The organism is Caenispirillum salinarum (assembly GCF_044803115.1).
In the GTDB taxonomy this organism is placed as follows: Bacteria; Pseudomonadota; Alphaproteobacteria; order Rhodospirillales; family Rhodospirillaceae; genus Caenispirillum; species Caenispirillum salinarum_A.
The window spans coordinates 1,078,138-1,097,490 of the sequence record NZ_CP085224.1 but is presented as its reverse complement, the minus strand read 5'-3'; the positions used below and the strand labels follow the sequence as shown (position 1 = coordinate 1,097,490).

Below are 19,353 nucleotides of genomic sequence, written 5' to 3'. Positions count from 1 at the left end.
AACAGCTTTAGGTTGCCCCAAAGACGTTAAATCTACAATGGAATTGCTCAACCAGGGGTCCTACGTCGCCGACCGCTCGCTGGCGACGGTGCTGTTCCTGGCGTTGAAGCTGGGGCGGCCGTTGTTCCTGGAGGGCGAGGCCGGCGTCGGCAAGACAGAGATCGCCAAGGTCCTCTCGCAGACGCTCGGCCGCGACCTGCTGCGGCTGCAATGCTACGAGGGACTGGACGTCTCCGCCGCCGTCTATGAATGGAACTACGCCCGCCAGATGCTGGAAATCCGCCTCGGCGAGGCCACGGGCGACCGGCCGAAGGAGGCACTGGGCGAGGACCTGTTCTCCGACCGCTTCCTGATCCGCCGGCCGCTGTTGCAGGCGCTGGAGCCGCACACCAACGGCCCGCCCGTGCTGCTGATCGACGAACTGGACCGCACCGACGAGCCCTTCGAGGCCTACCTGCTGGAGGTGCTGTCGGACTTCCAGGTCTCCATCCCGGAGGTCGGCACCATCAAGGCCGAGCGCCCGCCCATCGTCATCATCACGTCCAACCGCACGCGCGAGATTCACGACGCGCTCAAGCGCCGCTGCTTCTACCACTGGGTCGACTACCCCAACTTCGACCGCGAGTTGGCGATCCTGAAAAGCCGCCTGCCCGACCTGCCCGAGAAGCTGACGCGGCAGGTGGTGGGCTTCGTCCAGCGGCTGCGCAAACAGGACCTGTTCAAGGCGCCGGGCGTTGCGGAAAGCCTGGACTGGGCGACGACGCTGGTGGAGTTGGACCAGTTGGAGCTGTCCCAGGGCATGGTGGACGACACGCTGGGCATCCTGCTGAAGTACCAGGACGACATCGCCGCCATCCAGGGTGGCGAGGCCGCGCGGCTGCTCACCCAGGTGAAGGCGGACCTGTCGCAACTGCGCGCGGACTGACCCGACCATGGCCGGAGCCCTTGCCGCCAACGTGGTGGCCTTCACCCGCACCCTGCGCGCCGCCGGCCTGCCCGTCGGCCCGGCCAAGGCCCTGCGCGCGCTGGAGGCGGCGGAGGCCGTCGGCGTGGAGGACCGCACGGCCCTTTATTGGGCGCTGCACGCCACGCTGACCGACCGGCGCGAGCAGCACGACGTCTTCGACCAGGCGTTCCATGTGTTCTGGCGCAACCCGGACCTTCTGAAGCGCGCCATGGGCCTGCTGCTGCCCGCCATGCGGACGGAGCTTCAGAAGGACAAGCCCGACCTCTCCCGCCGCCTGCAGGACGCGCTGGGCCAGGCGCCCGACCGCCCGCTGGACGAGCCGGAGGAGGAAAAGGAGCAGATCGAGATCGACGGCCGCCTGGTCTTTTCCGAAGAGGAAATCCTGCGGTCCAAGGACTTCGAGCAGATGTCCGCCGACGAACTGGCCGAGGCCCGGCGGCTGATTGCCGGGATGCGTCTGGCGAAGATGGCCGTCCCCACCCGCCGCTTCCGCCCCGCCGCCACGGGCGCGAAGATCGACCTGCGGCGGTCCCTGCAAGAAACCGCCCGGCGCGGCGGCGACGTCATCATGCTCGCCCGCGCCAAACGCCGCGAGCGTCCGCCGCCGCTGGTGGTGCTGTGCGATATTTCGGGCAGCATGGGGCAGTACGCCCGCATCCTGCTGCGGTTTCTCTATGCGCTCACCAACGACCGCGACCGGGTGCATGTGTTCCTGTTCGGAACAAGGCTGACCAACGTCACCCGCACGCTCAAGCGCCGCGATGTGGACGAGGCGCTGGATCGGGTCGGCCGAGAGGCGCCGGACTGGGAGGGCGGCACCCGCATCGGCCACTGCATCCACCGCTTCAACCGCGTGTGGTCGCGCCGCGTGCTGGCGCAGGGTGCCGTGGTGCTGCTCATCACCGATGGGCTGGATCGCGACGCCGGCGACGGGCTGGAGCACGAGATGGACCGGCTGCGCCGAAGCTGCCGCCGGCTCATCTGGCTCAACCCGCTTCTGCGGTGGGAGGGGTACGCGCCGAAAGCCAAGGGGGCGGCGGCCATGATAGACTTCGTGGACGAGTTCCGCCCCGTCCATAACCTCAACAGCCTGGACGCGCTGGCCGATGCGTTGGGCGGAACCGGCACCGGAGGCCGCCGATGAAGCGCCACATCCTCGACGCCCTGCTGGCCGCCAAGGCCGCCCGCACCCCCGCCGCGCTGGTCACCGACACCGCCACCGGCGCACAGATGCTGGTCACGCCCGATGCCGACGAGGGCGACCTGGCCCTTACGCCCGATGAACGCATCGCCGTCCGCGCGCGCATGAACGGCGATGCCGGCGGCGTGCTGGAGCCCGATCCGGAAGCGGGCGCCGACGCCCGCCCCCTGTTCGTCGACGTCCACGCCCCGCCGCCGCGCCTGGTGGTGGTGGGCGCGGTGCACATCGCCCAGCACCTTGTTCCCATGGCGGTGATGACGGGCTATGACGTGGTGGTGGTGGACCCGCGCGAGGCCTTCGCCAGCCCCGAACGCTTCGGCGGCGTGACGCTGACCCACGACTGGCCCGACGAGGCGCTGGAGGCCCTGAAGCTCGACGACCGCACCGCCGTCGTCACCCTCACCCACGATCCCAAGCTGGACGATCCCGCCCTGCACATCGCGCTCCGCAGCCCCGTGTTTTACGTCGGCGCGCTCGGCAGCCGGAAGACACACGGCAAGCGGGTGGAGCGGCTGGAGCGCCACGGCTTTTCCGACGCGGAAATCGGCCGCATCCACGCGCCCGTGGGGCTCAACATCGGCGCCCGCAGCCCGGCGGAAATCGCGCTGTCGATCCTCGCCCAGGTGACGGCGGTGCGACGGGGAGCGACGCCATGAAGTTCGGCGACGTTCCCGTCGATCAGGCCGAAGGCTGCGTGCTGGCCCACTCCATGACCGTGGCGGGGCGCAAGTGGCCCAAGGGCCGGGTGCTCAGCCCCGCCGACCTCTACGACCTACGGGCCGAGGGCGTGGACACCGTCATCGCCGCGCGGCTGGAGCGCGGGGACGTGTCCGAGGACGCCGCCGCCGTCCGCGTCGCCCAGGCCATCCTGGGGCCGGGCGTGGAGGCGCGCGGGGCGGCGACGGGCCGGGCCAACCTGCACGCCACCGCCGGCGGGCTGTTCCGGGTGAACGCCGAGGCCGTGAACCGCATCAACAGCGTCTCCGAGGCCGTCACGCTCGCCACCCTGCCCGACCTGGACCTGGTGGAGCCGGGCCGCATGGTGGCGACGGTGAAGATCATCCCCTTCGCCGTGCCAGAGGACACCTTGGCGCTGGCCGAATTCCTGACGCCGGCGGAAACGCTGTCGGTCGCGCCCTGGCGCGGGCGGTCGGTCGGTCTGGTGCAGACGCGCGTTGCCGGCACCAAGGACAGCGTGCTGGAAAAGACCGCCGCCACCACCGCCGAGCGCCTGGCGGCCTGCGACAGCGTGCTCGGCGCCGAACGCCGCTGCGCCCATACGGTCCAGGCCGTCGCCGCCTCGCTCAGGGCGCTGAAGGCGGAAGACTGCGACATGGTGCTGATGATCGGCGCCTCGGCCATCACCGATCGCGGCGACGTGCTGCCCGCCGCGCTGGAGGCCGTCGGCGGCCGGGTGGAGCACTTCGGTATGCCCGTCGACCCCGGCAACCTCCTCATGCTGGGCTGGTGGGAGGATGCAGCCGTCCTCGGCCTGCCCGGCTGCGCGCGCTCGCCGAAGCTGAACGGGGCGGACTGGGTGCTGCGGCGCCTGATCGCCGACGTGCCGGTGACGGGGCGCGACATCATGGGCATGGGCGTGGGTGGTCTGGTCAACGACGTCCCGGAACGGCCCCTGCCGCGCGCCCGTGCGGTCGCCGTACCACCGCCGACCGAGACGCAAGGCACGGATCGCTGACGGCCTAGGTCGTGGGTGGCAGCGTCTTTCGGATGCACCGCAACAAGACCTCTCACGCGACCCATACGCCATCTGGACGGCCTGAAATGGCCGGCGAATCCCGTCATACTCCCATGCCAATAAGGGGAAAGAAGCCACGCCAACGAGGACGGGCTGGGAGGCATCATGCCTGAGGAAGTTCATAGTCTCACCGCCAAGGTTCCAGCCTTGCGGCGGCACGCCTACCTGTTCACCGGCTCGCGCTCGATGGCCGACGACGCCGTGGAAACCTGTCTGCGCGAGCTGCCGCGCCACGCGGACGGGCGCCACGCGCAGGACATCGACGAGCCGACGCTGCACCGCCACCTGCACAAGATCCTGACGGAAATGCAGGAAGCGCGCGCCGACCTGGCGGTATCGCCCCGGCTGCGCAGCCTGCTCGCCCTGCCGCGCGTACAGCGCAAGCTGCTGCTTCTGGTCAGCCTGGATCACCTTGCGGTCAAGGATGCCGCCGGAATCCTCGGCCTGGACCTGACCACCGCCGTTCACCATCTTTCGGCCGCCCGGTCCGCCTTCGAGGCGCTGGAGGCGTAGCCGCCGCAGTGTCGGTTCCGCGCCGGCGGCGGCCCGGACTTCTACAGCCACCACCAGGGGCAGACGGCGGGACTTCCCGACTACGACCAAGCCGGCGGCATCCGCCTTGTGCGACGGCCGCGCCCGCCGCGGGCGCGGCCTTTTCTTGCGCGTCTCGACAATGCGAAAAACTCAGAATGCCGGAAAGATAATTCGGTCGAAGTAATTTAATGGAATACGGACGCACCCGGTCTCCTTCTAATCGAATATTCGACAGCACGGCATCTATTCTTTACCCGCCCCCGTTACCACAGCGCCTACTCACTTAACGGGAGACTTGATCCATGAAGACCTTTACCTATGCTGCCGCCATCGCACTGGCCGTCGGCCTGACGCCGCTTGCCGCCTCCGCCCAGGACACGGCCAACGAAGAGGCGGTGAACAACGAGGTCGACACCATCGGCGTGCGCACCGAGGCCGATTACGGCAACCTCGACGCCAACGAAGACCGCATGCTCGACCGCGACGAATACGCGGCCGTCGGCGGCACATTCACAAACTACGACCGCGACCAAAGCGGCGCGCTGGACGAGGAGGAGTTCACCGCCTGGGGCGAAGAGACCTGGGGCGATGACTACAACGAGGAACAGACCGCCGGCCTGTTCAAGGAATGGGACGACGATGCCGACGCCCAGCTGACCGAAGACGAGTTCGGCGACGAGGAAGAGTTCGCCGAATGGGACGAAAACCAGAGCGGGGCGCTGGAGGAGGACGAAGGCTGGTTCTAAGCTCCCCTCCCCCGTCACGTCAAAACCGCCCGTGCGGATGCCGCGCGGGCGGTTTTCATTCGTGGGCGCCCTGAAGAAGGAGCGTTCGTCAGAACAGGCCGTCGTCGTCCTCCAGGATTTCCTCCGCCTCCTCGTCGTCCCGCGCACCGCCCTGGAAGGTTTCCTCGTCGGTCCATTCATCCTCGGACAGGCCGGCGGGCTTATCCTCAACCCAGTCCTCGGTCAGAAGGCCGCAGCCGGAAAGACTGAAGGTCAGCGCCAGGGCGACGAAATACAGGTGTTTCCTCATAAGCGGCCTCCCTTTTCAGGAAGACGCCAAGCGGTGCTGCGAGGTTCGAAAGACGCAAAGGGACGGTCGGGACTCCGTGAGGGCGACTTTGGGCGTTTCGCGAAAGAGTCTGCCAGCGGATCTGGATTCCTGCCAAAGCAGGGACCCAAGCCCGCCGGAAGCCGCCCCTTACCCGCCGGTGACGCTCATGTGCCGGGGCACGGCGGCCTTGGGGGCGCCGCGGTCGATGATGAAGTCGTGGCCCTTGGGCTTGCGCGCGATGGCCTCGTCCAGGGCGGCGTGGATGGCCTCGTTCGCCTCGCTCTCGCGCACCACCTTGCGCAGGTCCGCCGAATCCTCCTGCCCCAGGCACATGTAGAGCATGCCGGTGCAGGTCAGGCGCACGCGGTTGCAGCCTTCGCAGAAGTTGTGGGTCAGCGGCGTGATGAAGCCGATGCGCCCGCCGGTTTCCGCCGACCGCACGTAGCGCGCCGGGCCGCCGGTGTTCAGCGGAATGTCCTCCAGCGTCCAGCGCTGCTCGAACCGCTCCCGCAGGACCGACAGCGGCAGATAGTGCATGGTGCGGTCCTCATCGATCTCGCCCATGGGCATGGTCTCGATGAAGGTGATGTCGTGGCCCTCGCCGTGGGCCCATTCCACCATGCGCGGCAGTTCGTCCTCGTTCAGCCCCGACAGCGCCACGGCGTTCAGCTTCACGGCGATGCCCGCGTCCTTGGCGGCCTTGATGCCGCCCAGCACCTTGGTCAGGTCGCCCGTGCGGGTGATGGCGCGGAAGCGGTCCGGGTCCAGGCTGTCGAGAGAGACGTTGATGCGCTTCACCCCGATGTCCGCCAGTTCGGCGGCGTGCCTGGCAAGCTGGTTGGCGTTGGTGGTGAGCGTCAGTTCCTCCAGCGCGCCCGAGTCCAGGTGCCGGCCCAGCGCCCGCATCAGCTTCATGACGTCGCGGCGGACCAGCGGCTCGCCGCCGGTGATGCGCAGCTTCTTCACGCCGCGCTCCACGAAGGCGGTGCACAGGCGGTCAAGCTCCTCCAGCGTCAGCAGTTCGCGCTTGGGCAGGAAGGTCATGTTCTCCGCCATGCAATAGGTGCAGCGGAGGTCGCAGCGGTCGGTCACCGAGACCCGCAGATACGTGACGTGGCGGCCGAAGGGATCGACGAGCATGGGACGGGCTCCGTAATCGGGGCGCGGAAGGACGGCGAAAAAGGCCGGCAGGCGTATCAGACGTGACCGCTGATCTCGGCATGCAGCGGCTTGGTTTCCTCGAACTGGCGCTTCTGCTCCTCGGTCGCCTCGTGCTGGTACTTGTCCTTCCACTCGGCGTAGGGCATGCCGTAGACCACCTCGCGGGCATCCTCGTACGACATCTCCTCGCCGCGCGCCTCGGCGGCGGCCCGGTACCACTTGGACAGACAGTTGCGGCAGAAGCCGGCCAGGTTCATCAGGTCGATGTTCTGAACGTCGGTGCGCTTCTGAAGATGCTGCACCAGCCCGCGAAAGGCGGCGGCCTCGATCTCGGTCCGCGTCTTGTCGTCCATGTGGTCCTCCCGCTGATTTTGGATTATTAGCGTTATGTCTGACACTATATAACGCGAGGCGGGCCGCCGCAAAGCCCGAGTGCCTGATTAGGGCTTTCGGGCCTCAGGTGGCCGGCGGCGGTGACGGTGGCGGCGGGGGATCGGACACTGCGGCCAGGTCGGCCGGAGTGTCCACGTCCACCAGACAGCCGGGACCAGCATCGACCAGGGCAAGGCGGTCGCGCTCCGCCCCCACCACCGCACGCGCCCCGGCGTCGCCAGTGAGCGCCAGCAGTTGCGGGAACAGGCGGGCGGGAAAGATGACGGGGTGGCCGCGCCGCCCCTCGTGCCGCGCCGCCGTGATGCGCTGTCCGTCGAAGGCCGCCAAGACCGTCATGACGTCCGATGCCGCCAGCAGCGGCATGTCGCCGGGGCACACGGCCACGCCGTCCAGCCCCTCGGGCAGGGCCGCGACTCCGGCAGCGATTGAGGTGCCCATGCCCTCGGCCCAAGCGGGATTGTCGGCCCAGAGGACGGGGCGCCCGTCGAGGATGGCGCGGCGCGGATCATCGGCGCCGCGGCAGACCACCACCAGCGGGTCGAGCCCCGCGCCCATCAGGCAATCCGCCACCCGCGCCAGCATGGGCCGCCCGGCGACCTGGGCGGCCAGCTTGTCCCGGCCCATGCGCGACGAGGCGCCGGCGGCGGGAATGAGCGCCGCCACGCGCAGGGCGGGCGGGCGCAGGGATGCGGCCATGGCGGGGTCTCCTGGCTCGGTCCGGCAAGACTCCGATCATGTCGCTTTCCTGCCGGCGGACGCAAGCCGTGAAGATCCCCGCGCCGCCCCGATCACCCTTTGCGCCGGTTATTCGGCCGGCGGCGGGACCTGGCCGCGCCAAGCGCCGGCGCTTCCGGCGTGTGCCTCGGCGACGTACGGCAGATTGCATTCCTCCGTCAGCCACGCCATGACGGCGTTCAGCGTTTCGTGCCGCGGCCGGCAGAGAAGCGTGCGCCCGTCGCGCACCTGCTCCAACAGCCCCACCCGCACCAGGCGGGAAATATGGTGCGACAGCGTCGACCACGGGATGCCGAGCCGGCCCTGGATATCGCCCACGGCCAGCCCCTCGGGCCCCGCATGCACCAGCAGGCGGAAAATGGTCAGCCGCGTGCCGTTGCCCAGTTCCGCCAGCACGGCGGCGGCGGCGTCGGTATCGAGGATGGAATCGGAAGTCGTGTGCACCGTCATGTCTTTTCCATTATTAAGGGCCGAAGTTGAATTCGTTGAATTCGCGGCGTGTCTGGAACCGTCGGTTAACGCTTCAAATGTCGTGCAGGGTCCGTCGTCCACAGGAAACTCACCAGGAGGTCGAAACGATCCATCGCCTCCTTCGTCTAATGGGGTCGCCAATATGGTTAGCGCCGCCCATATTCTGGTCGGAGATCCCCACCCACCCGGAGGCTGCCCGCCCATGGCCGATCCGTTGACGCTCAAGATCGTGTCGACTGACGACGCCCTGTCAGAAGCACTCGCCCTCGCCCGCCGGCCGGTCTGGCTGCCGGGGCTGGACATGATCGTGGTGCCCGCCGGCCTGGATGCCGATCAGGTGAATGCCGCGCTGATGGACACCGGCACACTCCCGCCACCGGCCGGCACGCCCGTGGCGGCCGTCTCCGACGTGCCGGAGCTGGACCTTGCAGCCGGAACGCTGGGCATGGTGCAGGAGGCCGAGGCGGGCACCGAGGGGCCCACGGTGCTGGTCGGCGAGCATGCCGTGCCGTTCGATGCGCGCCGTTTCGCGCCGGCGCACGCCACCACCTATTTGCGCCTGCAACACTACCGGGCACGGCTGCGGCACGTGGTGGCGGTCAGCGGGCCGTCGGCGGACCTGCGCTACATCTCCGTGGCGGCGCACGCGGCGACGGCGGCAATCACGCTGCTGGGCACGCCCGACCAGATCTACCGCATGGTCGGCCCCCGCGATTCGGCCGGCGTGCCGGTCAGTGCCGAGTTCCGTCGGGTGCTCTCGGCAGCCGGGCACGCCTCGGTGCGGGTGGTCGGCGTCGACGGGACGGTGGTGTCCGACCTGCCCTTGTCGGACCGTCGGACCGACTGGCCCTAGGCAGCGGCAGACGCCTCTGCCGCAGTGCACAAAATTCAGGCGCGGCGAAAGCCATGCAAGGCCTGCATGAATGCGGTGCACAAGGGATAAGCAAAGCTTGACATCAAGGCTTCAAGCCATGCGGCCATCGCATATGTGCCCTACTTTTTTGAGTGTACCCACCACCGATGGGATCGCCTATATCTCTCTTCGTCGGCGGCACGGTGCTTCGACGCCTCGCTGGCAAGAGTTTCGGCGGTGACCTTCACCGCCATCTCGGATCGGGCATGCGTGCCCGATGCAAGGGTCCTCGGATCCTACGTCTCCCAGACGTGAAGCCTCCCTGTTCTACTTGCCCCCTGGGTTCGCCCCAGGGGGTTTTTTTTGGGTTTGGAGGGCGGGGCGGCGCGGGTTACACCAGCGGCGTGTCCGGTCATCCACACCCCAACGGTTTTCCTTCGGCCCCCATGCCTTCGCCCGCTTTTCGAAAGGACGTATCGCCCGCTCCGGTGCTGTTCGCCGCCGATGTCTTCGGCGCGACGCCGGAATTGCGGCGGCTGGCGGGCACGGTCGCGGGTGAGGCGGCCGTGGTGATCGACGCCCACGACGGTCGGGACTGCGGATTCCGGGATGACGGGGCCGCCTACCGCTTCTTCCTGGACAACGGCGCGCCGCAGGCCGTCAGACGCCGCATCGCAGGGGCACTGACGCCAAAAACGCGCGTCGTCGGCTTCAGCGCCGGTGCGGCGGCGGCCTGGCATGCCCTGTCGCAGGCTCCGGCAGCCGGAGCGGTTCTGTTCTACGGCTCGCGCATCCGCGATGCGCTCGACCGGCCGCCTTTGTGTCCCGTCGAGGTGGTGCTGCCCGCTCACGAGGACCACTTCGACATTGGTGCCATGGCGGAGGCCCTCGCGCGCCTGCCGAACGTGACCGTCACGCAGACCCCGTGGCACCACGGGTTCATGAACCCGCGCTCCGGCGGCTGGGATGTCAGGGCGGCCGCCGACTGGACCCGGCGCCTTTGCCGGTGGGTCGGCCGCGACGGCGGGCCCCCGGACTTGCCCTAAAGCCGGTCCTCGCCCTTGCGCACGCCTTCCACCAGCGTCTCCAGCGCCTCGCGGTCGGGGCCACCGGGCAGGAAGTAGCTGCCGACCAGGAACACGGGCGTGCCGCGCAGGCCCATCTGCGCCGCCTCGCTCGCCACGCCCTGGAGCCGCGCCGCAACGTCGTCGGCGCGCCCCACCAGGTCCGCGTCGGCCCGGTCCAGGTCGAGCCCGGCCTCCGCCGCCGCCTCGCGAACGCCGTCCTCCGTCAGGCGGCCCGAAAGCGTCATCAGGGCGTGGTGGACGGCGTCATAGACCTCCGGCCCCTGCCAGTGCGCCGCCAGGGCCAGCTTCGCCGCCGCCACCGAGGCGTCGCCGAAGATCGGCCAGTGCTTGTGGATGACCCGGATGTTGCCGTCGTCGGCCGCCAGGGCGCGCACGTCGGGATGCACACGGCGGCAGACCGGGCACTGGTAGTCGAAGTATTCCACCAGCGTGACGTCGCCCTGCGGATTGCCGGTGACCACGCCCGTGCCGGTCTTGGCGAGCGCGCGCGGCGTCAACACCTGCTTGTCGCGCTCGTCCACGATCACGCCGGCGGCGCGGGCGGATTCGGTGCCCAGCGTCCAGGCCCAGCCCAGCGGCAGGACGACGGCCGCAAGCAGAAGGCAGGTGGCGGCAAGGGCGGCGCGGCGGGCACGGGGCGTCATGGGACCTCCATCAGGATCTGCGCATACGCACAGCCTAACGGCCAGCACCGCCCGCGCGAACCATCAACGGCCGCCCGGCGGCCTCACGTCCGCGTGAGCCCTGCCCCGAAAGATCAAGGGCCCTTCCGGGGAAGGGCCCTTGCGTCAGCCGATCAGGCGGCGGTGCCGGCGTGGAGCGCGCCGCTCCTGGCGGAGCGGAGCGGCGGCGCCGGGGGCGCGGTGCCCAGATGGGCCCGCACCACGCTCAGCGCTTCCTTGGGGCTGGAATGGCGGGTGCCGGTCAGCAGGTCGGCCTCCGGATCGGTCGCGGTGAAGATCACGTCGTCGCCCTCGGGCATCAGAACACCGACAGGACGGCCGTCGATCTCGAGGACACAACGATCCAGCAGAGCGGTCATGCGGTCATTCTCCAGAAAGTTGAGCCTTCGTTTCCAATATGGTGCGGTGCGGCACGAAGGCAAGAGCCGCATCATCCGCCACGGGGCGCATCCGGGGCGCATCCGGGGCCGGCAGATGCTCAGCCGCCGCCCGGCAGGGGCAGGAAAGCGCCCAGGATGGTGCCGTAGACGATCATCCCGGCGAGCGTGCTCAGCGGCGTGCCCCACCCATAGTTAAGCCCCAGGAAGCCGGGAGGTTCCAATCGTCGTGAAACAGTCGGACCGTCGTCCTCGCTGGCCATGCGCGGGTGCACCCGCGGCAGCAGCGGCAGGAAAGCGACCAGCAGGAACACGCCGTGCAGCCCGCCCAGCACCGCGCCCAGCCACCACGACGTGCGCGCCAGGCTGACGAACACCCCGTAATACAGCAGCGCGAACCCCCAGCCGCCGGCCACGAACAGAATGAAGCCCAGGAAGTAGGCGGCATGGCGCTCTGCCGTCCAGAAGGTGCCGAACAGGAACGGAATGGACAGCCGCGACCAACCCAACCCCTGCGCCGCCAGCATGATGGTGGTCATGGCCGCGGTGGCGATCAGGCCCCACAGCAGAACCTCGACGGTCAGCGGCAGGCCGGTGGTCATGCGGTTTCCTCCTCTTCGCGCTCCTGGTGTTCGTACTCGCCGGCCTTCTCCCGCTCGGCGCGGGCCAGTTCCATGGCGGCGGTGATCAGCCCGATGTGGGTGAAGGCCTGGGGGAAGTTGCCCAGTTGCCGGCCGGTCCGGGGGTCGACCTCCTCGGCCATCAGCCCGACGTCGTTGGTCGCGCCCAGCAGGTGGTCGAACAGGCGCGCGGCCGCGTCCACCTCGCCGCGCAATGCCAGCAGATCGACGTGCCAGAAGCTGCACATGGCGAAGGCCCCCTCTTCCGACGGATCGTGGTCCACGCCGGATCTGTAGCGGCGCAGGAAGCCGTTTGCGGACAACCGCTCCTCGATGTAGCGCAGCGTGCCGGTGATGCGGGGATGGTTGGGATCATGGTAGCCCAGCCGCCCCATGAGCAGCAGCGAGGCATCGGCGATGTCGCTGTCGTAGACGCCGACGTAGGACTGCACGTCCTCGTTCCAGCCGTGCTCCTCGACGTCGGCGCGGATGGCGTCGCGCTCGCGGCGATAGGGCCCGACGTCCAGGTCCAGGCCGTCCTGCTCGCACAGGCGCACCAGGCAGTCGAGGCCCACCCAGCACATGACCTTGGAATAGGTGTGGTGCTTGCGCCCGCCGCGCATTTCCCAGATGCCGTTGTCGGGCTCGCGCCAGTGCTCGCAGATGACATCAGCGAACCCCAGGATCAGCGACCACTCCTGCTTCGCCAGTTCGCCTCCGCCCTGCAGGAAGTCGGCGACGGCCAGGATGACGCCGCCGTAGATGTCGAGCTGCAACTGGTCGCGCGCCCCGTTACCGATGCGCACCGGCGCCGAATCCCGGAAGCCCGACAAATGGCCGAGCGTCTTCTCCGACGGCACCTTGCGGCCGTAGATGTCATACACGGGCAGCAGGTTCGGGCGCGTCAGGCGGGTCGAGTGCAGCAGCCAGGCAATGAACGACCGCGCCTCGCCGTCGTAGCCCATCTTGATGAGCGCCCGCAGGGTCAGCGTCGCGTCGCGCGGCCAGCAGTAGCGGTAGTCCCAGTTGCGCTTGCCGCCGATGGTCTCGGGCAGGGAACAGGTGGGCGCGCCGATCAGTGCCCCGGACGGCGCGTAGGTCATAAGCTTGAGCGTCAGCATGCTGCGCTTGACCAGCGTTTCGTGCGGGCCGTCGTAGCGGCAGCGCACCGACCATTCGCGCCACCACCGCGCCGTCTGCGCGATGCGCTTCTCCGCCGCCCGGCCGAGCGACGTGACCACGCCGATCTCGTTGGCGTAGGTGAAGGAGAACCAGCGCACCTGCCCGGCCTCCAGCGTGAAGCGGGCGGTCAGCCGGTCGCGGGCGTCCGAGGGCTCCAGCGCCACGTCGCTGAGCAGGTTGTAGAGATGCGCGCCATGCTGGAAGGCCCAGCCCAGGCCGCCGCGTTTCTTCAGCCGAGCGGCCACCCGCCCGTAGGCGGCGCGCGGCTGGTAGAGCACCTCCATCTCCACCCGCCCCTCCAGGCCCTCGGCCTTGCGCAGAAGCTCGCGCGTCGGCTCCAGTTGCAGGTGGCGCTGGGGGTCGGGCACGAGCGGCATGCAGTCCGTCAGCCGCATGCAGCCGCCGCCGGCGGTGTGGAAGGTGGTGGTCAGGATGTTGGTGCCGGGCATGTAATCCCGCTTCACCCGCTCCACCGCGACCGGGCGCACGAAGAACACGCCGCCGGCATCGCGGTCGAGCATGGCGCCGAAGACCGAGGGGCTGGAGATCGCGGGCAGGCACATCCACTCCACCCCGCCACGCTTGTCGACCAGGGCGGCGGTCCGGCAGTCGCCGATGATGGCGTAGTCGTCGATGTTCGGCCAGTCGCCGGCGGCGGGCTTGGGCTCGGGCATGGATCGGTCCCTGTATGACGCTCCTGCGCTACTCACGCGCGGCGACGGCGCAGTGATGCACGATCCCTTGCGGCAGCCTCGCCGTTGCGCTGCCGGAACCGCTTCCCGGCGCGCGGAGAGCGGGGGCCATGCGCCCTTGCGGGCTTCGGCGTGCTGGTCTGCACCGCCGCCGGAAAGAGGCGGCGCGCGGCTCCTTCTGACGGCGGGACCGGGCAACGGGTGTTCCACAAGCACCGTTCACCGCTGAAAGACCTTAAGCCCCGAACGGGAGGCCATACATGCCCCAATCCCCCGGCGCGCCGCGCGTGGAGGCGGAGATCACCGCCCTGCAGGCCGCCGCCTACACGTTCCCGACCCAGGACCAGCCGGAGAGCGACGGCACCATGGAGTGGTCCGCCACCACCATGGTGACCGTGCATCTGCAAGCCGGCGGAATGGTCGGCTTCGGCTACACCTATGCCGACGCCTCCGCCGCCCGGCTGATCTCCGACACCCTGTCCGAGACGGTCAAGGGGCACAGCGTGCTCGACCCGCAGGCCGTATGGACGGCGGTGCGGGCGCGCCTGCGCAACGTCGGCCAGGCCGGGATCGGCGCCTGCGCGCTGTCGGCCATCGACGCCGCCGTGTGGGACGCCAAGGCGAAGGTTCTCGACGTCTCGCTGTCGACGCTTCTGGGCCAGGCCCGCCCGGCCATCCGGGCCTACGGCTCGGGCGGGTTCACCTCCTACGACGAAGACACTCTTCGCAAACAGCTTTCGGGCTGGGTAGAGGACGGGCTGCGCGCCGTCAAGCTGAAGGTCGGCCGCCGCCCGCAGGAAGACCTCGCCCGCGTCCGCGCCGCCCGCGACGCCGTCGGCCCCGACGTGGAGCTGATGACCGACGCCAACGGCGCCTATTCCCGCAAGGAGGCCCTGGCACTGGCCCAGGCTTTCGCCGCCGAGGGGGTGACGTGGCTGGAGGAGCCGGTGTCGTCGGACGCCATCGCGTCGCTGGCCTGGCTGCGCGACCACGGGCCGGCGGGCCTGGACATCACCGCCGGCGAATACGGCTGGAGCCCCATCGACTTGCGGCGCCTGCTGGAGGCCCGCGCCGTCGACGTGCTGCAGGCCGACGCGACACGCTGCGGCGGCGTCACCGGCTTCCTCATGGCCGATGCGCTGTGCGAGGCCTATGACATGCCGCTGTCCGCCCACTGCGCGCCCAGCCTGCACGCCGCCTTGTGCTGCGCCGCGGGCCGTGCGGTGAACCTGGAGTATTTCCACGACCATGTGCGGCTGGAGGCGGCGCTGCTGGACGGCGCCCTGACCGCCCGCGACGGCGTGGTGGCGCCCGATCCGTCGCGCCCCGGCCTGGGGCTTGCGCTCAAGGATGCCGACGCCGCCCGCTACGTCGTGTGAGCCGACCGCCAGAGGAGACGCCCGTGTCCCAGTTCTCGCCCCCCAACGTGTCCCACGAGCCCGGCGCCGACCCGGTGCCGGAAGGCCGTCATGCCCGCGGTGGCGCCACCGAGGTGGACGTCGACGCGCTGAAGCGCGACCTTGAGGCCGAGGTGGACGGCGAGGTGCGCTTCACGAACGGCGACCGGGCGCTCTATGCCACCGATGCGTCCAACTACCGCCAGGTGCCCATCGGCGTGGTGGTGCCGAGGTCGGTCGACGCCATCGCCGCCGCCGTCACCGTCTGCGCCCGCCACGGCGCGCCCATCGTGCATCGGGGCGGCGGCACCGCGCTGGCCGGGCAGACCTGCAACACCGCCGTGGTCATCGACGCCTCCAAGTACTGCAACCGCATCGTCGACATCGACTGGGACGCCGAGACCGCCATCGTCGAGCCCGGCATCGTGCTCGACGAGTTGCAGCAGGTGGTCAACCCGAAGAATCTGCGCTTCGGCCCCGACCCGTCCACGCACTCGCGCTGCACGCTGGGCGGCATGATCGGCAACAACTCCTGCGGGGTCCACTCGCTGGCCTACGGGCGCACGGTGGACAACGTGAAGGCGCTGGAGATCATGACCTACGACGGCCTGCGCATGACCGTGGGCGAAACCAGCGCCGAGGACTACGACCGCATCCAGGCCGAGGGCGGGCGCAAGGCGGAGATCTACCGCCAGATCAAGGAGATCGCCGACGTCAACGCCGAGCGCATCCGCCACGTCTATCCCGACATTCCGCGCCGCGTGTCCGGCTTCAACCTGAACGAACTGCTTCCAGAGAAGAATTTCAACGTCGCCCGTGCGCTGGTCGGCACCGAAAGCACCTGCGTCACCGTCCTGCGCGCCCACCTGCACCTGCGCTTCGAGCCGCCGGCGCGGGTGGTTCTGGCGGCCGGCTTCAAGGACATCTGCCAGGCCGCCGACCTGGTGCCCGAGATCATCAGGTTCGGCCCGCTGGGATGCGAGGGCATCGACCAGCGCCTGACCGAGTTCATGCGCCTGAAATGCCTGCATGTGGAAGACCTGCAACTTCTGCCCGACGGCTGCGCGTGGCTGCTCATTCCCTTCGGCGCGCAGGAGATGGACGAGGCCCGCAGCGGCGCCGACAAGCTGTTCGCCTGGCTGAAGGAGCAGGATGCCTTCACCGACGGCAGGATCATCGAGGACCCGGGCGAGCAGAAGCGCCTGTGGAAGGTGCGCGAGGCCGGCCTGGGCGCCACCGCCTTCGTGCCCGGCGCGGCGCGGGACACCTGGCCGGGGTGGGAGGACAGCGCCGTCCCGCCCGAGGACCTGGGCGACTACCTGCGCGACCTGTTCAAGCTGTTCGACAAGTACGGCTACTACGCCAGCGTCTACGGCCACTTCGGCGAGGGACTGATCCACACGCGCATCGATTTCGGCCTGCAAAATGCCGAGGACGCGGCCAAGTTCCGCCGCTTCATGGAGGACGCGGCCCACATGATCGTCGGCCACAACGGGTCGCTGTCCGGCGAGCACGGCGACGGCCAGGCGCGCGGCGAGCTTCTGCCCATCATGTACGGTGACGACCTGGTCAACGCCTTCCGCGCCTTCAAGCATGCATGGGACCCACAGGGCAAGATGAACCCCGGCAAGGTGGTGGACGCCCGTCCGCTGGACATGGACCTGCGCCTTGGCCCCCGCTTCCACCCGCCGCCGCCGGAAAAGATCGACGCGCAGTTCAGCTATCCGGACTCCGACCATTCCTTCATGCGCGCGGCCATGCGGTGTGTGGGCGTGGGCAAGTGCCGCAACCTGCGCGAGGGCACCATGTGCCCGTCCTATCGCGCCACGCGCGAGGAAAAGCATTCCACCCGCGGCCGTGCCCATATGCTGCAGGAAATGCTCCAGGGCGATCCGCTGACCCACGGCTGGCAGGAAGAGGCCGTCTGGGACTCGCTGGACCTGTGCCTCGCCTGCAAGGCCTGCAAGAGCGAGTGCCCGGTGGACGTGGACATGGCGACCTACAAGGCGGAATTCGCCTACCACTACTTCAAGAAGAACCGCCGCCCGCGCGCGGCGTGGTCCATGGGCCGCATCCAGGAGTGGGCGAAGCTGGCCGCGTCCGTGCCCTGGCTCGCCAACGCCCTGTCGCAAACGCCGGGCCTGCGGTCGGTGGCGAAGTGGGTGGGCGGCGTTCACCAGGCGCGCGCGCTGCCGCGCTTCCAGAAAACCTTCCGCGCACGCTTCAACGGCGCCGGCGGCCGCCCCTCGGGCTCGACGCGCCAGCGCGTGGTGCTGTTCGCCGACACCTTCAACGACCACTTCACGCCCGAGGCCCTGGTGGCCGCCGCCGAGGTGCTGGAGGACGCGGGTTTCGCCGTGGAGTTGCCCAAGCGCAAGGTGTGCTGCGGCCGGCCGCTCTATGACTTCGGCTTCCTGGACCAGGCGCGAAAGGCGCTGGAGGACGTCATGGACACGGTGGACGAGGCCGTGCGCGACGGCGCCTACGTGGTCGGCCTGGAGCCCGCCTGCTTGGCGACCTTCAAGGACGAACTGGGCAACCTGTTCGAGGGCGACCCCCGCGCCGAGCGGCTGGCCAAGGCCACTTGGCTGCTGCCCGACTTCCTGACGCAGGTCGCCGAGGCCGACGGCTGGAACCCGCCGCGCCTGTCGGGCAAGGCGTTGGTGCATCCGCACTGCAACCACCGCGCCATTTTCGGGACCGGCGGAGAGAAGCAGGCGCTGTCGGCCACCGGGCTTGAGGTGGAGGTGCTCGACAGCGGCTGCTGCGGCATGGCCGGGTCGTTCGGCTTCGAGCACGACAAGTACGACGTCTCCCAGGCCATCCTCAACGACAAGCTGATGCCCATGATCCGCGAGGCCGGCGCCGACCGCGACGGCGATGGCGCGCCGCGCCTGGTGGTGGACGGCTACTCCTGCCGGGAACAGCTGCGCCAGGCGACGGGTCGGCTTTATCCGACGGTGGCGGAGGTCCTGCGCGACGGACTGCGTGAGGGCCGCAGCAACGGCAACCCGTCTTCCTGAAGGGACGTTTCCGGGATTACGCGGAAGACGGCGCTGCCGCGGTGCGCGTACGAAAGCCACGCCTACACCATGGGCTGGTGCCTCGACTGCCACCGCGATCCGGCGCCCAACCCGCGGTTCGAGGGCGCTGTCACCGCCTTCGACTGGCTGCCGCGCACCGGCCGGTCCGAGGCCGAGCGCCAGGCACTGCTGGAGGCCCGCGACGTCCATCCCGAACGCCTCACCGACCGCCATACGTGCCACAGGTTACCATGATCAGCCGCGACACGCCCGAGGATATGGGGGACCCCGAGGAATGAAGCTGCTGCTCGCCCTTCTCGCGCTGATCGGCGCCACCGCCGCGCCACCCCTGCCGGCCGCGGCCGGCGTGCCCTTCGACCCCTTCGGCTCGGTCGCCGTGGACACGCCGGAGGACGCCCGCGTGCCGGGCGGCGCCGGCTTCACCGACCGCACCGGCAGGCCCGTGGACCTGGCCGAGGTGGTGACCGGCGACGTGCCGGTGGTGCTGGCGCCGGTCTATTACGACTGCCCCAACATCTGCACCGTCTCCACCGCCAGCCTGGTGCAGAGCCTCGCCCTGCTGACGGCGCTGGAGCCTGGAACCGACTACCGCGTGGTGTTTTTCAGCTTCGACCCGCGCGAGGGCCCGGCCCAGGCGCGCGAGGCCCTGGCCGGCCTCAAGGAACGGCGCTTCGACTATCCCGGCCTGGAACAGGCGCGGTTTCTGTCCGGCCCGCCCCAGAGCATCGAGGCGGTGACGCGCGCCCTGGGCTACCGCTACGCCTGGGACGAGGACATCCAGCAGTACAGCCACGCCAACGCCTTCGCCGTGCTCACACCCGACGGCCGCGTCTCGCGCTGGATCAACGCCATTTCGGTGGAGCCCACCGACCTGCGGCTCGCCATCGTCGAGGCCGGAAAGGGCGCGGTCGGCGACCTGTCGGACTTCCTGCTCATGCTCTGCTACCAGTACGACCCGACCACCGGGAAATACGGCCCCATCATCGACGTCTCCATGAAGGCCGCCGCCGGCGTCACCCTGTCGGTGCTGTTCGGCTTCATCGGCCTTGCCCTGTGGCGGGAGCGGCGCAACCGCGCCAAGGGGCGGCCATGAGCCAGCCCGCCGCCGCGAGATCGACACCCTGCACGGGCCGCGCGGCGAAC

At 69.4% G+C, this 19,353-nt stretch carries 21 protein-coding genes; 12 read left to right on the top strand and 9 right to left on the bottom strand.

The features are described 5' to 3' along the window. The first annotated feature begins 37 nt into the window (after positions 1–37). From LG334_RS05140 to LG334_RS05115, 6 genes are all read left to right on the top strand, one after another. Positions 38–925, top strand: coding sequence for an AAA family ATPase (locus LG334_RS05140; protein WP_404383945.1), 888 nt, complete (start codon positions 38–40; stop codon positions 923–925). 7 nt (positions 926–932) lie between these two features. Continuing rightward, positions 933–2,111 (top strand): VWA domain-containing protein, encoded by a 1,179-nt coding sequence (locus LG334_RS05135; RefSeq protein ID WP_404383943.1) that lies wholly within the window; start codon positions 933–935, stop codon positions 2,109–2,111. Further along, on the top strand, positions 2,108–2,824 hold the full coding sequence (locus LG334_RS05130) for an XdhC family protein (protein ID WP_404383941.1): 717 nt from the start codon (positions 2,108–2,110) through the stop codon (positions 2,822–2,824). The genes LG334_RS05135 and LG334_RS05130 overlap by 4 nt, the downstream gene beginning before the upstream one ends. Continuing rightward, positions 2,821–3,864: a molybdopterin-binding protein gene (locus tag LG334_RS05125; RefSeq protein WP_404383939.1), complete on the top strand. Its 1,044-nt coding sequence runs from the start codon at positions 2,821–2,823 to the stop codon at positions 3,862–3,864. Before LG334_RS05130 ends, LG334_RS05125 begins: the two co-directional genes overlap by 4 nt. Positions 3,865–4,029: 165 nt before the next feature. Next, positions 4,030–4,437: a sigma factor-like helix-turn-helix DNA-binding protein gene (locus LG334_RS05120; RefSeq protein WP_404383937.1), complete on the top strand. Its 408-nt coding sequence runs from the start codon at positions 4,030–4,032 to the stop codon at positions 4,435–4,437. 323 nt (positions 4,438–4,760) lie between these two features. Continuing rightward, positions 4,761–5,204 carry a hypothetical protein gene (locus tag LG334_RS05115; protein WP_404383935.1) on the top strand — a complete coding sequence of 148 codons (444 nt, stop codon included), beginning with the start codon at positions 4,761–4,763 and terminating at the stop codon, positions 5,202–5,204. A gap of 88 nt (positions 5,205–5,292) precedes the next feature. On the opposite strand, the gene LG334_RS05110 is transcribed toward LG334_RS05115, so the two are convergent. From LG334_RS05110 to LG334_RS05090, 5 genes are all read right to left on the bottom strand, one after another. Further along, positions 5,293–5,493 (bottom strand): hypothetical protein, encoded by a 201-nt coding sequence (locus LG334_RS05110; protein ID WP_404383933.1) that lies wholly within the window; start codon positions 5,491–5,493, stop codon positions 5,293–5,295. A gap of 168 nt (positions 5,494–5,661) precedes the next feature. Then, entirely contained in the window at positions 5,662–6,654 is a 993-nt protein-coding gene (gene moaA, locus LG334_RS05105) for a GTP 3',8-cyclase MoaA (protein ID WP_404383931.1), read from the bottom strand. A 56-nt stretch (positions 6,655–6,710) separates the two neighbouring features. Continuing rightward, a complete protein-coding gene (locus tag LG334_RS05100) occupies positions 6,711–7,028 on the bottom strand; it encodes a DUF1244 domain-containing protein (protein ID WP_404383929.1) in 318 nt (105 codons plus the stop codon). A 103-nt stretch (positions 7,029–7,131) separates the two neighbouring features. Next, positions 7,132–7,764: an NTP transferase domain-containing protein gene (locus tag LG334_RS05095; protein ID WP_404383927.1), complete on the bottom strand. Its 633-nt coding sequence runs from the start codon at positions 7,762–7,764 to the stop codon at positions 7,132–7,134. 108 nt (positions 7,765–7,872) lie between these two features. Then, the gene (locus LG334_RS05090) at positions 7,873–8,253 is read right to left on the bottom strand and encodes an ArsR/SmtB family transcription factor (protein ID WP_404383925.1); all 381 of its coding nucleotides are present in this window, start codon (positions 8,251–8,253) and stop codon (positions 7,873–7,875) included. 223 nt (positions 8,254–8,476) lie between these two features. Between LG334_RS05090 and LG334_RS05085 the strand changes: the two genes are divergently transcribed. After that, a complete protein-coding gene (locus LG334_RS05085) occupies positions 8,477–9,127 on the top strand; it encodes a hypothetical protein (protein ID WP_404383923.1) in 651 nt (216 codons plus the stop codon). A 488-nt stretch (positions 9,128–9,615) separates the two neighbouring features. Beyond that, positions 9,616–10,173, top strand: coding sequence for a dienelactone hydrolase family protein (locus tag LG334_RS05080; RefSeq protein ID WP_404383921.1), 558 nt, complete (start codon positions 9,616–9,618; stop codon positions 10,171–10,173). On the opposite strand, the gene LG334_RS05075 is transcribed toward LG334_RS05080, so the two are convergent. The 4 genes from LG334_RS05075 to LG334_RS05060 all read right to left on the bottom strand — a co-directional run bounded on the left by LG334_RS05075 (position 10,170) and on the right by LG334_RS05060 (position 13,751). Next, a complete protein-coding gene (locus tag LG334_RS05075) occupies positions 10,170–10,859 on the bottom strand; it encodes a DsbA family protein (protein ID WP_404383919.1) in 690 nt (229 codons plus the stop codon). The genes LG334_RS05080 and LG334_RS05075 overlap by 4 nt on opposite strands. A gap of 152 nt (positions 10,860–11,011) precedes the next feature. Next, complete coding sequence (locus LG334_RS05070) at positions 11,012–11,257, bottom strand: hypothetical protein (protein WP_404383917.1); 246 nt, start codon at positions 11,255–11,257, stop codon at positions 11,012–11,014. Positions 11,258–11,376: 119 nt separating this feature from the next. Next, on the bottom strand, positions 11,377–11,877 hold the full coding sequence (locus tag LG334_RS05065) for a hypothetical protein (protein WP_404383915.1): 501 nt from the start codon (positions 11,875–11,877) through the stop codon (positions 11,377–11,379). Next, positions 11,874–13,751: a glycoside hydrolase family 15 protein gene (locus LG334_RS05060; RefSeq protein WP_404383913.1), complete on the bottom strand. Its 1,878-nt coding sequence runs from the start codon at positions 13,749–13,751 to the stop codon at positions 11,874–11,876. Before LG334_RS05060 ends, LG334_RS05065 begins: the two co-directional genes overlap by 4 nt. 278 nt (positions 13,752–14,029) lie before the next feature. Between LG334_RS05060 and LG334_RS05055 the strand changes: the two genes are divergently transcribed. From LG334_RS05055 to LG334_RS05040, 4 genes are all read left to right on the top strand, one after another. Next, on the top strand, positions 14,030–15,148 hold the full coding sequence (locus LG334_RS05055; protein ID WP_404383911.1) for an enolase C-terminal domain-like protein: 1,119 nt from the start codon (positions 14,030–14,032) through the stop codon (positions 15,146–15,148). Between the two features lie 23 nt (positions 15,149–15,171). Next, positions 15,172–18,189 carry an FAD-binding and (Fe-S)-binding domain-containing protein gene (locus tag LG334_RS05050; RefSeq protein ID WP_404383909.1) on the top strand — a complete coding sequence of 1,006 codons (3,018 nt, stop codon included), beginning with the start codon at positions 15,172–15,174 and terminating at the stop codon, positions 18,187–18,189. Positions 18,190–18,258: 69 nt separating this feature from the next. Further along, positions 18,259–18,444: a hypothetical protein gene (locus LG334_RS05045; RefSeq protein WP_404383907.1), complete on the top strand. Its 186-nt coding sequence runs from the start codon at positions 18,259–18,261 to the stop codon at positions 18,442–18,444. A 40-nt stretch (positions 18,445–18,484) separates the two neighbouring features. Beyond that, positions 18,485–19,303, top strand: coding sequence for an SCO family protein (locus LG334_RS05040; protein ID WP_404383905.1), 819 nt, complete (start codon positions 18,485–18,487; stop codon positions 19,301–19,303). Positions 19,304–19,353: the final 50 nt, after the last annotated feature.

What these genes read in the sequence shown, in the direction of transcription:
- LG334_RS05095 (WP_404383927.1), bottom strand. Translation starts at nt 7,764, where the DNA reads ATGGCCGCATCCCTGCGCCCGCCCGCCCTGCGCGTGGCGGCGCTCATT.
- LG334_RS05120 (WP_404383937.1), top strand. Translation starts at nt 4,030, where the DNA reads ATGCCTGAGGAAGTTCATAGTCTCACCGCCAAGGTTCCAGCCTTGCGG.
- LG334_RS05140 (WP_404383945.1), top strand. Translation starts at nt 38, where the DNA reads ATGGAATTGCTCAACCAGGGGTCCTACGTCGCCGACCGCTCGCTGGCG.
- LG334_RS05040 (WP_404383905.1), top strand. Translation starts at nt 18,485, where the DNA reads ATGAAGCTGCTGCTCGCCCTTCTCGCGCTGATCGGCGCCACCGCCGCG.
- LG334_RS05115 (WP_404383935.1), top strand. Translation starts at nt 4,761, where the DNA reads ATGAAGACCTTTACCTATGCTGCCGCCATCGCACTGGCCGTCGGCCTG.
- LG334_RS05125 (WP_404383939.1), top strand. Translation starts at nt 2,821, where the DNA reads ATGAAGTTCGGCGACGTTCCCGTCGATCAGGCCGAAGGCTGCGTGCTG.
- LG334_RS05075 (WP_404383919.1), bottom strand. Translation starts at nt 10,859, where the DNA reads ATGACGCCCCGTGCCCGCCGCGCCGCCCTTGCCGCCACCTGCCTTCTG.
- LG334_RS05130 (WP_404383941.1), top strand. Translation starts at nt 2,108, where the DNA reads ATGAAGCGCCACATCCTCGACGCCCTGCTGGCCGCCAAGGCCGCCCGC.
- LG334_RS05135 (WP_404383943.1), top strand. Translation starts at nt 933, where the DNA reads ATGGCCGGAGCCCTTGCCGCCAACGTGGTGGCCTTCACCCGCACCCTG.
- LG334_RS05090 (WP_404383925.1), bottom strand. Translation starts at nt 8,253, where the DNA reads ATGACGGTGCACACGACTTCCGATTCCATCCTCGATACCGACGCCGCC.
- LG334_RS05070 (WP_404383917.1), bottom strand. Translation starts at nt 11,257, where the DNA reads ATGACCGCTCTGCTGGATCGTTGTGTCCTCGAGATCGACGGCCGTCCT.
- LG334_RS05045 (WP_404383907.1), top strand. Translation starts at nt 18,259, where the DNA reads ATGGGCTGGTGCCTCGACTGCCACCGCGATCCGGCGCCCAACCCGCGG.
- LG334_RS05100 (WP_404383929.1), bottom strand. Translation starts at nt 7,028, where the DNA reads ATGGACGACAAGACGCGGACCGAGATCGAGGCCGCCGCCTTTCGCGGG.
- LG334_RS05110 (WP_404383933.1), bottom strand. Translation starts at nt 5,493, where the DNA reads ATGAGGAAACACCTGTATTTCGTCGCCCTGGCGCTGACCTTCAGTCTT.
- LG334_RS05065 (WP_404383915.1), bottom strand. Translation starts at nt 11,877, where the DNA reads ATGACCACCGGCCTGCCGCTGACCGTCGAGGTTCTGCTGTGGGGCCTG.
- LG334_RS05060 (WP_404383913.1), bottom strand. Translation starts at nt 13,751, where the DNA reads ATGCCCGAGCCCAAGCCCGCCGCCGGCGACTGGCCGAACATCGACGAC.
- moaA (WP_404383931.1), bottom strand. Translation starts at nt 6,654, where the DNA reads ATGCTCGTCGATCCCTTCGGCCGCCACGTCACGTATCTGCGGGTCTCG.
- LG334_RS05085 (WP_404383923.1), top strand. Translation starts at nt 8,477, where the DNA reads ATGGCCGATCCGTTGACGCTCAAGATCGTGTCGACTGACGACGCCCTG.
- LG334_RS05055 (WP_404383911.1), top strand. Translation starts at nt 14,030, where the DNA reads ATGCCCCAATCCCCCGGCGCGCCGCGCGTGGAGGCGGAGATCACCGCC.